The sequence below is a fragment of the Corynebacterium sp. MSK158 genome, from assembly GCF_030229085.1.
GTDB lineage: Bacteria > Actinomycetota > Actinomycetes > Mycobacteriales > Mycobacteriaceae > Corynebacterium.
This window is the reverse complement of record NZ_JASPHJ010000012.1, coordinates 1-12,886: the sequence shown is the minus strand read 5'-3', so window position 1 is coordinate 12,886 and position 12,886 is coordinate 1. Positions and strand designations below refer to the sequence as shown.

At 63.7% G+C, this 12,886-nt stretch carries 13 protein-coding genes, 2 tRNA genes and 1 other RNA gene; 3 read left to right on the top strand and 13 right to left on the bottom strand.

Annotated features, from left to right (window positions below):
* Positions 1–44: 44 nt before the first annotated feature.
* Positions 45–143: signal recognition particle sRNA small type (gene ffs / locus QP915_RS09435), an RNA gene on the bottom strand.
* Positions 144–321: 178 nt separating this feature from the next.
* On the opposite strand from ffs, the gene QP915_RS09430 reads away from it, so the two are divergent.
* Positions 322–410 (top strand) — tRNA-Ser (locus QP915_RS09430).
* Positions 411–486: 76 nt separating this feature from the next.
* On the opposite strand, the gene QP915_RS09425 is transcribed toward QP915_RS09430, so the two are convergent.
* The 3 genes from QP915_RS09425 to gluQRS are packed head-to-tail and all read right to left on the bottom strand — an operon-like array spanning position 487 to position 3,318.
* The gene (locus QP915_RS09425) at positions 487–822 is read right to left on the bottom strand and encodes a hypothetical protein (RefSeq protein ID WP_005323168.1); all 336 of its coding nucleotides are present in this window, start codon (positions 820–822) and stop codon (positions 487–489) included.
* Positions 823–832: 10 nt separating this feature from the next.
* The gene (locus tag QP915_RS09420; RefSeq protein ID WP_284766153.1) at positions 833–2,413 is read right to left on the bottom strand and encodes a cation:proton antiporter; all 1,581 of its coding nucleotides are present in this window, start codon (positions 2,411–2,413) and stop codon (positions 833–835) included.
* Between the two features lie 11 nt (positions 2,414–2,424).
* Positions 2,425–3,318, bottom strand: coding sequence for a tRNA glutamyl-Q(34) synthetase GluQRS (gene gluQRS, locus QP915_RS09415; RefSeq protein WP_284769160.1), 894 nt, complete (start codon positions 3,316–3,318; stop codon positions 2,425–2,427).
* A 33-nt stretch (positions 3,319–3,351) separates the two neighbouring features.
* Between gluQRS and QP915_RS09410 the strand changes: the two genes are divergently transcribed.
* Positions 3,352–4,026, top strand: a complete 675-nt coding sequence (locus QP915_RS09410; protein ID WP_179387271.1) for a queuosine precursor transporter — start codon at positions 3,352–3,354, stop codon at positions 4,024–4,026.
* On the opposite strand, the gene tgt is transcribed toward QP915_RS09410, so the two are convergent.
* From tgt to QP915_RS09380, 6 genes are all read right to left on the bottom strand, one after another.
* Entirely contained in the window at positions 4,011–5,255 is a 1,245-nt protein-coding gene (gene tgt / locus QP915_RS09405) for a tRNA guanosine(34) transglycosylase Tgt (protein WP_284769159.1), read from the bottom strand. The genes QP915_RS09410 and tgt overlap by 16 nt on opposite strands.
* A 2-nt stretch (positions 5,256–5,257) precedes the next feature.
* The gene (locus QP915_RS09400; RefSeq protein WP_284769158.1) at positions 5,258–7,879 is read right to left on the bottom strand and encodes an MMPL family transporter; all 2,622 of its coding nucleotides are present in this window, start codon (positions 7,877–7,879) and stop codon (positions 5,258–5,260) included.
* Positions 7,880–8,081: 202 nt separating this feature from the next.
* Positions 8,082–8,169 (bottom strand) — tRNA-Ser (locus QP915_RS09395).
* Positions 8,170–8,260: 91 nt separating this feature from the next.
* Entirely contained in the window at positions 8,261–8,461 is a 201-nt protein-coding gene (locus tag QP915_RS09390) for a CsbD family protein (protein ID WP_005323174.1), read from the bottom strand.
* 51 nt (positions 8,462–8,512) lie between these two features.
* Complete coding sequence (locus QP915_RS09385) at positions 8,513–8,944, bottom strand: nucleoside deaminase (protein WP_204611388.1); 432 nt, start codon at positions 8,942–8,944, stop codon at positions 8,513–8,515.
* Positions 8,945–8,969: 25 nt separating this feature from the next.
* Positions 8,970–9,449, bottom strand: a complete 480-nt coding sequence (locus tag QP915_RS09380) for a tRNA adenosine deaminase-associated protein (RefSeq protein WP_005323176.1) — start codon at positions 9,447–9,449, stop codon at positions 8,970–8,972.
* A gap of 39 nt (positions 9,450–9,488) precedes the next feature.
* On the opposite strand from QP915_RS09380, the gene QP915_RS09375 reads away from it, so the two are divergent.
* A complete protein-coding gene (locus QP915_RS09375; protein WP_284769157.1) occupies positions 9,489–10,517 on the top strand; it encodes a prephenate dehydrogenase in 1,029 nt (342 codons plus the stop codon).
* On the opposite strand, the gene QP915_RS09370 is transcribed toward QP915_RS09375, so the two are convergent.
* The 3 genes from QP915_RS09370 to QP915_RS09360 form a co-directional block, all read right to left on the bottom strand.
* A complete protein-coding gene (locus QP915_RS09370) occupies positions 10,514–11,563 on the bottom strand; it encodes a trypsin-like serine protease (RefSeq protein ID WP_284769156.1) in 1,050 nt (349 codons plus the stop codon). The two genes, QP915_RS09375 and QP915_RS09370, sit on opposite strands and share 4 nt — an antisense overlap.
* A 2-nt stretch (positions 11,564–11,565) precedes the next feature.
* Positions 11,566–12,429 carry an acyltransferase family protein gene (locus QP915_RS09365; RefSeq protein ID WP_502869330.1) on the bottom strand — a complete coding sequence of 288 codons (864 nt, stop codon included), beginning with the start codon at positions 12,427–12,429 and terminating at the stop codon, positions 11,566–11,568.
* A 228-nt stretch (positions 12,430–12,657) separates the two neighbouring features.
* Complete coding sequence (locus QP915_RS09360; RefSeq protein ID WP_284769154.1) at positions 12,658–12,795, bottom strand: hypothetical protein; 138 nt, start codon at positions 12,793–12,795, stop codon at positions 12,658–12,660.
* Between the last annotated feature and the right edge of the window lie 91 nt (positions 12,796–12,886).

Genomic DNA, 12,886 nt, shown 5'->3' with positions numbered 1-12,886 from the left:
CATGTATAGGGCGACTTTTAGCCCCCAATAGTAACGCACGCCATACAAAAAGGGGACCCCGCGCACCCGCCAGAGCCTCCTGACCCTTGCTGCATTCCTGCCCTGGGGGAGTTCAGAGGATGGACGCCACGCGGAATCCTGTCCCATACTTTAACGCCCGCGCGCCGGTTTAGCCAAATGGACCTCCGGCCGCACGGGCTACCACCGCCCACCGGCGCGCAACCCAAGGACCATCCAACACAAACGGCATTAGATCGCCAGAAATAGGCCCTGACCTGGCGATTGGTAAAATAATTGCCACGGCTGCTAATGTTTCTTCTCGGAGGATTCGACTAGCGGCCTATGTCACACGCCTGGAACGCGTGCGGGGTTCACGCCCCTCGTGGGTTCAAATCCCACATCCTCCGCCAAAGGAAATCCCGGCTCCTGCTTCACCGCACGGAGCCGGGATTTTTATTATGCACAGTCGCTCGGCCGCGCTGGCCGCTAATCGATGACCGGCGGCTCGTAGCCATCCGCCTTCAGCCACGCGACGTGCGGCGGCGTATTCATCCCCCACTCGGTGCGCGCCCAGAGGAAAGCCTGGGAGACCTCGGCCTCGGAATAGCCCCCATCGCGCAGGTATTGCCGGAAGCCATTCGGGCCTGGGTCCTTGATCCAGAGCCAGACGTAGTCGTCGAGGGAGTCGTCGGCAAGCAGGCCCTCCAGCCCTGCTGGAACATATTCGCGCTCGGCGCGCACGCGGTCCGCTAGGTCCTGGTCGAGGAAGTCGTAGAGGTAATCCAGCGCGTCCTCAAGCTGCGCATAATCGAAGGGATCCATGCCGCCCAGCCTAGTGGCGCTTGGTGCCCAAGACCATGCGGTCAATTTCCTCGAGCACCTCGTCCACAATGGCCGGGTTATAGGCCCGGTAGCCGCGCATGCGTAGCAGCTCCTCCTGTGCGGCCGCCAGGGCAGTCCGGCGGGCCTCCAACGCCACATGGCGGGCCTGCCAGGCGCGCTGTACGCGGGAATCATCGGAGACATCCTCGCCATCGCCCAGCCGGTCCTCGAACCACTTGATAACGTTGGCGGAAATTTCAGGGTCGACCTTCTCGGCGTCGGCAGTAATGTGGCCGTCCGGCCGGAAGTGCGACAGGGCCTCGATGCTGGCCGCACGCGCGCGACTCACCACGGCGGCGCGCATCTTATCGCTGGCAATCTGGGAGGCTTCCGTAAGGTCGAGGCGCTCCATCAGCCATGGAAGCAGCAGTCCGGGCACCACCATCGTGACCAGCAAGACGGTCAGCGCGATGACGGCAAGCTCGTGGTGGAAGCTGAACACGCCGGCCGGGATGGACAAAACCAGCGCCAGGGTGACGAGGCCGCGCATGCCGGACCACGTCATCAGCAGCACCTCCTGCAGTCGCAGCGGCGCCACGCGCGGGCGGCCGCGGGAGACGTTGATGCGGTAATAGATGTACATCCACACCAAGCGGACAACGAAGGCCACCAGGGACAAGATGACGCCCACCACCACGGAGTGCCACAGATCCGAGCCCACTTCACCGATGGCGGTATTGACCGTCAGGCCAATGAGCCCGAAGGCCACGCCGGTAAAGAGCAGCTCGATGGTCTCCCAGAAGGCCTGGCCGGACAGGCGGTCCTCAGCCTGAATATCCGCACGGGAATTAAGCTCCACGGCCGCAATGACTACGGCGATAACGCCGGAGGCGCCGAGTTCCTCCGAGATGAGGTAGACCGCAAACGGCGTCACCCAGGTCAGCGCGTTGCGCGCGGTGACGTCGTGGACGTGGGTGATAAACAGCGCCACCAGCCGGCCGACGACCCACCCCAGGCCGCCCGCCACGAATGCGGAGTAGAAGAAGTTGAGCACGCCGCCGCCGAAGGAGAGCTCATCGCCTTGGGTCACGGCCGTCAGCGCGAGGTTGAAGGCGACGATAGAAGCGGCGTCGTTAAACAAGCCCTCGGTCTGCAAGGTGGTGATGATGCGGCGCGGGATGCCGGCGGGCTCGGCCACGGCGTCAACGGCGACGGGGTCCGGCGGGGCGATGGCCGCACCGATAAGGATGGCCGCGGCCAGGCTGATGCCGGGCAGGAAGGCATAGGCCGTGAAGCCAACAGCCAGCGTGGTGGCGACCACCAGCAGCACGGACAGGCTCAAGATGGTCACCCATTGCTCGCGGATAACACCCCACGAGGTGCGCCGGGCCAGCGCCCACAGCAGCGGCGGCAGGAAGATGGGCAGGATGAGCTCGGTAGGCGGCTCGAACTGGGGCAGGCCCGGCACGAAGACCGCGCAGGCGGTAATGATCGTCAGCAGGGCCGGCCACGGCAGCCCAATCTTGTCACCGATGGCGACGACGAACACGGTCAGCAGCATGAGCCCAATGAGCACCAGAAGAACATCCATGGGCCCAGATTTTACCCGCGCCAGGTATAGGGCTCAGGGCTTAAGCGCTCGGGCGCGAATTGCGCGAGCAGATCAGCGGCACTGTGAGCTTCGTACCCCAGCGAGGCCGCCAGCTGCTTGACGACGTCCCCCTCCTCCCCCATCTCCCGCATGGTCACCGCGCCATCGCGCTTGGCCAGGCGCTCGCCGGATGCATTGAGCACGAGCGGGACGTGGATATACTCCGGCGGTTCGATGCCGAGCAGCGAGGCGAGGTAAGCCTGCCGCGGCGCGGAGGAGAGAAGATCATCGCCGCGGACCACTTGGTCGATGCCTTGGTAGGCATCATCGACGACGACGGCCAGGTTATAAGCCCAGCCAGTGTCTTGGCCGCCGCGGCGCAGGATGAAGTCATCGACGTCGCCCGTATAGGTGCCGTGGAGGGCGTCGTGGATGGTGAATGTGGGGGCGTCGGCAAGCAGGCGAAGGGCGGGCTGGCGATTCTGGGCCGCAAGCTCGGCGCGCTTGGCCGCGCGCTGGTCTTCGGTGAGGTTGCGGCAGGTGCCCGGGTACTGGCCGGGAATGGCGTGCGGGGCGCGCGAGGCCTCGCGGATATCCTTGCGGGAGCAATAGCACTCGTAGGTGGGCAGCTGGGCTAGGGCCTGCTCATAGGCGGCGTCGCGGTCGTGCTGGTAGATGACCTCGCCGTCCCAGTCCAGCCCGAGCGCGCGCAGATCCGCCAGCTGGCGCTCGGCCGACTCCTGGGAGGAGCGCTGCTTATCGATGTCCTCCACGCGCACCACAAAGCGCCTGCCCGTCGACCGGGCGAAAAGCCACGCCAGAAGCGCCGTGCGGAGGTTGCCAAAGTGCAGATCGCCGGAGGGGCTGGGCGCGTAACGGCCGGCGCCGGTGGTCGCGGAATTCATGCCCACAGTCTACGGGCTGGCACAATGGCGGGCATGGAAAAATCGAACGGCGCTGAGGTGCGCTTCATTCCCGTCCGCTCCACCCTCTACCCCTGGCTGGTCACCGTGTTTGTGGTGACCTTCCTGATTTCTAATATCAACGCCACCAAGGGCGTGCAGCTCGGCCCGCTGGTCACCGACGGCGCCTTTTTCCTCTTCCCACTGGCCTATATCGTCGGCGATGTGCTCTCGGAGTGCTATGGCTTCAAGTCCACCCGGCGCGCGGTCTATATTGGCTTCGCGATGGCCATTCTGGCGGCCGTGTGTTTCTATATCGCCATCTGGCTGCCGGCGGCTGATTTCTACGAGGGCCAGGAGGCCTTCGCCGCCACCCTTGGCCTGATGCCGCAGATTCTGGCCGCTTCGCTGGCCGGCTACCTGGTGGGCCAGCTGCTGAATGCCTGGACGTTGACCGCGATGAAGAAGCGCTCGGGCGAAAAGGGCCTCTTTGCGCGCCTTATCGCCTCCACTGTGGTGGGCGAGTTCGGCGATACGCTGCTATTTTGCGCCATCGCCGCACCGGTCATCGGCGTAGACACCGTGGGCGGTTTTATCAATTACGTCATCGTGGGCTTTGTGTGGAAGACCCTGATGGAGGCCGTCATGCTGCCGGTGACGGCCGCGGTCATTAAGTGGGTGAAGAAGCGCGAGGACTACTTGCCGGCGTAGTACCGGCCGAGGAATTCATCGCGGTAGGCCTCGTAGTAGCCGCCGTCGATGGCGGCGCGGATATTATCCACCAGGCGAATCATGAACTCCACGTTGTGGATGGTGCACAGCGTGCCGGCGAGGAATTCCTTCGCCTTGAGCAGGTGGTGCAGGTAGGCGCGGGAGTAATTCTCGGATACGTAGCCGCCGAATTCCTCGTCGACGCCGGCAAAGTCCCGTTTGAAGCGCGCATTGGTAAGGTTCATGCGGCCGTCGAGGGTGTAGACGCCGCCGCGGCGCGCCAGACGAGTGGGCGCCACACAGTCGAAGGTATCGGCGCCCGCCTCGACGGCGGTGAAGATATCGTCCGGCTCGGAGATGCCGAGCAGGTGGCGCGGCTTGTCCTCGGGTAGTTCATCGCAGACCCAGCCGACGATGGTGCCCAGGTTTTCCTTTTCCAGCGCACCGCCGATGCCGAAGCCGCCGAAGCCACGCTTGCCGTCCTCGCGGGCGGCGCGGTCGAGGTCGAGCAGGCCGCGGGTGGCTTGGCGACGCAGGTCCTCATACTGCGCGCCTTGGACCACACCCCACAGCGACTGCTTCGGGCGGTGGGCGCGTTCGCGGGTGAGGCGGTCGTGCTCATCCAGGCAGCGCTTGGCCCAGCGGTGGGTGCGGGCGACGGATTCCTCCTGGTAGGTGCGCGTATCAACGAGCGTGGTCAGCTCGTCGAAGGCGAACATGATGTCTGCGCCCAGCCCGTGCTGGATCTGCATGGACGTCTCGGGGGTAAAGCGGTGCTTGGAGCCGTCGATGACGGATTTAAAATCCACGCCATCCTCGTCCACCTGCGCCATGCGTTCCTTCTTAGCGGCGCGGATGTCCTTATCGCTGAGATCCGCAACGTCCATCGCAAGGACCTTTTTGAAGCCCACACCCAGCGACATGACCTGGAATCCGCCGGAGTCGGTGTAGGTCGGGCCGTGCCAGTTTTCAAACTCGGCCACGCCGCCGGCCTCGTCCACGATATCGTGGCCCGGCTGCAGGTAGAGGTGGTACGCATTCGACAAGATGGCCTGCGCACCAGTGGAGCGAATTTGTTCCGGGGTCAGCGTCTTGACCGTGGCTTTGGTGGCCACTGGGATGAAGGCTGGGGTGTGAATATCACCGTGCGGAGTGTGGATGACACCGCTGCGGCCGTGCTTGCCGGGGCCTTCGGGCAGGCGCTTGCCGACGTCGAAGCTCAAGTCCATTTCTATTCTTCTTCCTCATCTGCGGGGATAGGGGCTGGGGTGGCGTGTTTAGCTTCCCATTCTTCTTCCAGGGCGGTGCCTTCGATATCCAGGGTGGGCAGAATCTTCTCCAACCACTTCGGCATCCACCACGTCGTGCGGCCCATGAGGAACATGGTGGCGGGGACGAGGGTCATGCGGATAAAGAAGGCGTCGAAAAGCACGCCGGCGGCCAGGGCAAAGCCAAAGATCTGAATGAAAGGCAGCGGCTGGTTAATAAAGGCCACGAAGACCGAAATCATAATAATGGCCGCGGCCGTCACCACGCGGGCGCCTTGGGTAAAGCCGGTGATGGTGGCCTCGTCGACGGCGCTATATCGCCCGCCGGTGCCCTCCGGGTGGCGAGAAATGTGCTCGCGCATGCGGGTGACGAGGAAGACCTGGTAGTCCATCGCAAGGCCGAAGGTCACGCCGATGAGGAAGATCGGCATGAAGGAAATCAGCGGGCCCGGCGCGGGGACTAGGTTCCACAGGCCTTCCTGCCAGACCAGGACGGTCAGGCCGAAGGCGCCGCCGACGGACAGCAGGAAGCCCAGGCCCGCAACCAGCGGCACCAGGATGGAGCGGAAGACCAAAAGCAGCAGCACGATGGCCAGGCCCACGACGATGGCCAGGTACGGCGCCATGGCTTCCTCGAGGCGCTCGGTGATATCGAGCTGTACCGCGGTCAGGCCGGTCAAGCCGATGTCGGTGCCGGTGGCATCCTCGATCTCGCTGGTGGCCGAGCGCAGCGCGTGCGCAACGTTGACCGTCGCGGCATCAGTCGGCGCGGTGTCTGGCGTGACCATGATCTGTGCGGCGCGCTTGTCCTCGCTCAGGCCGACGATCTGCGCGTGCTTCACGCCGCCCAGCCCCTTGAGCTGGTCCGCGGTGTACAGGAAGGACGCGAGCGCGGCCTTATCCTCCGGCGAGGCATTATCCGCATCGCCTTCCGCGGTATCTACAACCTCAGCGACCGGGGCGATTTCCGGCTCGGCCTCGGGCTGGTCCGGCTGCGGCTGCTCAGGGGCTACGTCTTCCGGTACCGCGTCCTCCGGTGCCACGTCTTCCGGTGCAGCGCCCTCTGGTGCAGCGCCCTCGGGCGCGGCCTCCGCGTCTGGTGCGGGGGCGGGCGCGGGGGCTGGTTCGGACTGGGATTGGGCGTCGACAAGCGGGGCAAGGGCGCCGGCATCCGCGTTGACCGTATGGGCATCGACCACGGCGAGGAAGGGGCCGTTGACGCCGGGTCCGAAGCCCTCGGACATGATGTCGGCAGCCTTGCGCTGGGTGGTATCGGGATTGGAGGTGGTATCGGCCGGAAGGGCGAGCTCCATGTGGAGCACCGGCGCGGTCATCGCGCCCAGGGAGAGCACAACCAACGCCATGGCCAGGCCGGGGACCTTCTGAACTAGGCGCACCCAGCGGTTGCCCATGGTGGGACCACGGCGGCGCTTGCCCTTACGGGTCGGGTTGCCGGCCACGCCGGGGATGCGGCCGTTGAAGGCCTTATCGCCCAGCAAGCCGAGCATCGCGGGGATGAGCGTCAGCGAGACCAACACGGCGATGGCGACGGTGCCGGCGGCAGCCAAGCCCATGGCTGTCAGGAAGCCAATGCGTGCAATGAGGAGCGCGAAGAGCGCTGTAAAGACGGTCGCGCCGGCAAAGACCACGGAGGAACCGGCCGTGCCCACCGCCATGCCTGCGGCATCGGGCCCATCCATGCGGCGGCGCTCGGCACGGTAGCGCGACAGAATAAACAGTGCATAGTCAATGCCCACGGCAAGGCCAATCATGATGGCCAGGACCGGGGTCATATTATTGAGCTCAATCCAGTGGGTGGCAATGAACATGCCCAGCGCGCCTAGTCCCACGCCGATGACGGCGGACACCAAAGGCATACCCGAAGCAACCAGGGAGCCGAAGGTAAAGATGAGCACGATAAAGGCAACGCCGAGGCCGATGATCTCAGAGGTGGAATTGACCGCGATTTCATCGCCGAAGCCGGCACCATTGCCCTCCACCGTGAGGCCGCGGTCGCGGGCAATATTCATTGCGTCGGTAACGGTGTCTTTGTCGGCCTGCTCCACGCTATAGGGCGACTCGGCGTCGAAATTGAAGGTGGTATAGGCAATGGTCTCGTCATCATTGACCATGGCGAGGTTGTCCGCGTCCGCGCGGGCGGATGCTTCCGGCAGCCCCATATCCGTGAACTGATGGATCACCTGGTCTTGCAGGCGAGGCGAGACCTCAAGCGGGTTGCCAAAGCGCGTGGTATCGGCCATCTCCAGGTTGTCCTCGAGGTAGGAGATGGTGGCGTCGATGGCCTCGCGGTTGGCGGGATCAGAAAGCTTCTGGCCGTCTGGAGCCTTGAAGACCACGTTGACCGAGGGCGAGTTGGCAGGGTTGCCGCCCTCTGGGAAGAGGTCCATGGTCTTGTAGGTGGCGTCGATGGACGGGGTTCCCTTGATGGAGAACTCGCTCGTCATCGGTTTCATCAGCAAGGCGGCGGCACCGCCGACGGCGGCGAGCAGCAGCAGCCATGCCACGATGACCTTCCACTTATGGAGGAAAGACCAGCGCCCAAGACGATAAAGCAGTTTAGCCACGGGTAGATGTACCTTCGCATTCGCGTGGGGGACGGGTTGAACTTTGCCCTAGTGTAGTGGCCATACCCCACAATCCCCTATCACGAAGCCACCTGCGTCCCAGTTTTCACAGCTGGCGGCCAGCCAGCCGGATTCCGCGCGCCTGCTGGGAAATTGGGCAAAAGAAAATCCCGACCTGCGTAAACAGGCCGGGATCCCGGTGCGGTGGCGGCGGGATTTGAACCCGCGGTTGGGGGTTACCCAACAATCGCTTTCGAGGCGATCACCTTCGGCCGCTCGGACACGCCACCGCGTTCCAGATTACGGGAGTAGGCCCGAGCGACAAAATCGCTGCGCCGGCGGGGTGCCAGCGCAGCGAGATGCGGAAACGAGGGACGAGGATTAGTCGTCCTTCAGGCCACCGATAACCTCGTTGGCCTTGTCCTTGATGCCTTCAGCGGCGTCAGACAGCTTGTCCTTAGCCTCGGAGGTGACCTGGTCGGCCTTGCCCTCGTTAGCTACGTCCTTGTTGTCGGTAGCTTCGCCGTAGGCTTCCTTTGCCTTGCCTACGAGGCCATCCTTCTTGTTTTCCAAATCGCCCATAATCACTCCTTTGAGTAGACAGTTGTTGTATGACCACCAGTGTACGCACGTTTAGCGCAGGCCGTCGAAGAAGTTTCGGAGCAACCCAGCGCACTCGCCTTCGAGGACGCCGCCGCGGACCTGCGGGGTAAAGGGGGCGGTGGGGGCACGGAGGACATCGATAAGCGAGCCGCACGCGCCCGTCTTGGGCTCAAAGGCGCCGAAGACCACGGAGGACACCCGCGCGGCCTGCAGCGCACCGGCACACATAGCGCATGGTTCCAGGGTGACAACGAGTTCGCAGCCGGAAAGCCGCCAGCCATCGCCGTGTACACGGACGGCCTGGCGAATGGCCTCGACCTCGGCATGGGCGGTGGGGTCCGCCAGCTCTTCGCGGCGGTTGACGCCGGTGGCAAGTTCGGTTCCCGCGGCGTCGTACAGCACCGCACCCACGGGGACGTCGCCGGCCGGCGTACGCTTGGCGACGTCGAGGGCGCGACGCATCCGAGCCTCAGCGCGCAGCAAGGGCTCAGGCGTTATCAATGACGTCTTCCAACTCATCGCCAAAGCCGAGCTCGCCGGCGATACGCAGCAACATATCGGAAGGCCAGTCCTCATCATTGTCAATGATGTAGCCCACCTGGTCCTCGGATAGACCAAGGTCAGCGAAGATATCGAAATCACCCTCGCCATAAGGATCGGCCTCTTCAGGGTCCACATCCGGGATTTCATGATCGTTGATATCCATGAAATCGGCGGCGAAGTCATCGTCCACGCCATAGGTGGCGTCCGAGATGAGCATCTTCACCCCGCCCGGCACCGGGCGCACGGCAATAAAATAAGCATCCTCCACGCACAGCAGCGCGAACGCAGCCCCCTCAGAACGCAGGCTGCGCACCGCATTGATGGAGGTCTGCGGATCCTCAAAGTCATCGTTGAAGCTGCGCACCAGCCATTGGCCCGCGTTGCGGGCGACGGTTACCGCGAAGGAGTAATTTTCGTTGCTCATACCTCGTGAGATTAGTCGTGTTGTGCCACAATTGTCATCGTGAGTTCTCAAGATGTTCAACGCCCCATCTGCATTATTGGCCTCGGCCTCATCGGCGGCTCTTTGCTGCGCGATCTCGCCGGATACAATCACCACGTTTTTGGCTACAACCACTCCACGTCTGGCGCCCGCACTGCAGTAAAGCAGGGTTTTGACGTCACCGATGATCTTCCGGCGATTTTGACCCGCGCGGAGACGGAGAACGCGCTCATCGTTATTGCCGTTCCCATGACCGCGGTGGGCGAGGTCCTCGATGCTATTCAAGAGCACGCGCCGAGCTGCGGTATTACGGACGTCGTTTCCGTTAAGACGGCCGTGCGCCAGCAGGTACTGGAGCGCGGTATGGAGTCGCGCTATGTGGGCGGCCACCCGATGGCGGGCACGTCCAAGTCCGGCTGGGATAACTCGCAGAAGGACCTGTTCCGCCGCGCGGCGTGGGGCATTACCTATGACTACGCCGCCGAGTGTGAGGCGCGCGGGGACAAGATTCCGAAGGAGTGGATTGAGACCTTCACCGAGGTCGTGCGCATGACCCAGATGGTGCACGCAGAGGCGGTGCCTATCCGCGTGGCTAATCATGATGCCGCGGTGGCGCGCATTTCCCACCTGCCGCACGTCTTTGCGGAGATCCTCGCCGTGGTCGGCGATAATGGCGGAATCCTGGCACAGTCCCTGTCTGCCGGTTCTTTCAAGGACGCTACCCGCGTGGCCGGCACGCACCCGGAGCTGGTGCAGCAGATGTGCGAGACCAATGCGCCGGCGTTGGTGGAAGCATTGGACGAAGCCTTGGACTTGCTGCACGATGCCCGCGAGAAGCTCGACTCCCCCGAGCCTTCCATCGCTGAGCTTTCCGACGCCGGCTATCGCGCCCGCACCCGCATCGATGCCCGTTCCGGCGCGCGCAAGGAATCGGTTTCCCCGGTCAAGATTTCTTCCCGCCCGGTGCTGCGCCTGCACCCAGGCGGTCCGAACTGGGTGGCGCAGCTGCGCCAATCCGAGTCCCTGGGCGGGCGCATCGAGATTTTCTAGTCCTCACGGCCGCGGTTGCGCAGGCGGGGAATCCGCGCCAGCACCGCGGCGGCGATAAGGCCGATGGCGGCTATGCCCGCATAGAGCCCCGCACGATCTGCACTGGTCTGCGGGGTTTTCGGCGGTTCGGGAGTGGTTGCCGCGGTGAGAATCGCTTCCTTATCGCGTCCGCTCACTACTGCCTCGATCCACTCCTTGGTGCCGGCCAGCGTGGTGATTGCCGCGCTTGGCGAGGGCAAGTCCGGATCCCCATTCGCGGTGCCCGCCGTGGCGAGTCCGGCGAGCTTACCGTCTACAAAGAAGGGGCCGCCGGAGTCACCACCCTGCATGCCGGCCCGGCCGGTGGAGTGTACGTCGAGGATGGCGCTTTCAATTAGTGGCATCGGGCCATCTGGCGCCCCACCCGGCATCGCCTCGCTGGCTGGCACGCTTTCCGTACCCTCCGGCATTTTAAGTCCCGGCATGGCCTCGGCCGCGGGAATGCTTTCTCCGCCAGCGGCGTCCTCGGCGCCATCCTCGGCCGCGTCTGCGGCGCCTGGTTCGGTGGAGCTAGCGGGGCCAGCAGGGCCGGCGCCGAGGAGCTCAGCCACTTCCATCTCCGCCTGCGGCAGCTGGCCGCGGCGCGCCATGGAGGAACTGCTGCTCCAGCCGTAAAGCGTGCCGCGCTGGCCAGGTTCTGGAACTTGAGTGGAAATCTCTGCGGGTTTTGTATCGGTGACGGGGGTGGTGAGGTGGAGAAGGGCGGCGTCGGAAAGCGGGGATAGCGCCCAGGAATCGGCGTCGTAGGTGGTGCCATTGATGCGGGCCTGCGTGCCCTCATTGTTGACGGACTCTAGGCAGTGGCGCGCGGTAAGCACCCACTGGGCGGCCACGAGGGTGCCGGTGCAATCGCCGAAGCTGCCCACGCGCCCGATTTTCAACTGCGCCACGGTGCGAGACTCCGCTGAGTCTTGGGCCGGCTCGCCGTGTTCGAGGGCGCTGGCAGGGGCGGCGGTCAATGCCACGATACCGGCGGTAAGCAGGGCGGGGAAGATTTTGTGCTGCATGATTAGTCCTTCTTTCCGGCAGGAACGGCGATGGCGATGGTCTTAGCGACGGCCCATTCGGCCGGCCCCTTCCCTATCAGGCGGCGCCATAGGCTCGCGAGGACGAGGAAAAGAGCGATGAACGCGCAGGCCCACCCGGTGTTGTGGAGGGAGACGTGACTTTGCCAGTAGTAAGCGGTGAGCACATGCAGGATGTAGATGCTCAGCGACATCGCACCCAGCGCAGCAAAGGGATACGCCAGCTTAGGCACCGCCCGACCGATAAGCAGGCATAGGTGCAGGACGATGGCGGCGACGGCGATGGATAGGACGATCTCTCCTAGCACGCCGGTGTGGCCGGTAAAGCGCAGCCAGCCAGGCATATCCGGGGTGAAGCGGAAGTAAAAGCCGGCTGCCGCAACGGCCGCGGCGATGGCGGTGGACACCCACTGGGCAGCGGCGCGGGAGCTGCGGATATAGACCTCATAGAGCAGCATGCCAGCAAGGAAATAGGCACAATAGGCCAGCAGCGGATAGACCTGCGGAAGGGTCAGCGGCGCATATTTTATGGTCGCGGCGACGGTAGCAGCGGCGAGAAGCAGGAGCTTCCACCACCAGCGCAGCGGCGGGACCCAGGACACGAGGATCATCGTGATGCCGATGACCACGAGGACGATTTGGATCTCGCCACCCACGGGCAGCAGGGCGAGGCCGATAAGTGTGATTATGCAGCCGCGGGCGATGATGCGCAGGAACGTGGTCGCCGTGAAATCGCGGGAAATAAGCATCAATGTGACGCCGGCCAGAACGGCGAATAGTGCTGCGGGCAGGCCATTTAAAATGACCTTGGTATGCCACACCAAAGAGGCCATATGCAGAACTATCATGCCGATAATCGCAAGTGAGCGGGCTATATCGAGCCCTACAATGCGCGAGGGTGCTAACACCTAGCGTTCTCCTTCAAGACGGAGGGGAACGCGTCACCGCGCTCCCCTTGTTAATAAAGACTTTCTTTTTCTACTAAGCCTGTCTGGGAGGTTGCTGCGAATATTTTATACGTGTCCTGCATTTTATAAGTGGATTGCGTGAGACTTGTGCGGACCTAGTCGGCGGACCTAGTCGCGGAAGGAACTATCGCGGCGCTTGCGCGAACGGGAAGGATCGGCGGCCAGCTTTAGAAGCGGGGCTGCGGCGATGCCGATGGCCAAGCCGGCCAAAAAGAGCCAGAACATGCCAGAGCCCAGCCACAGCATAAGGCCGAGGATGGGGGTTAAGGGTCAAAAAGTGTGTCCGGAATCGCGGATTTTCACGGATTGACCTGTAGGTTTCCGGAAAGTATATGCT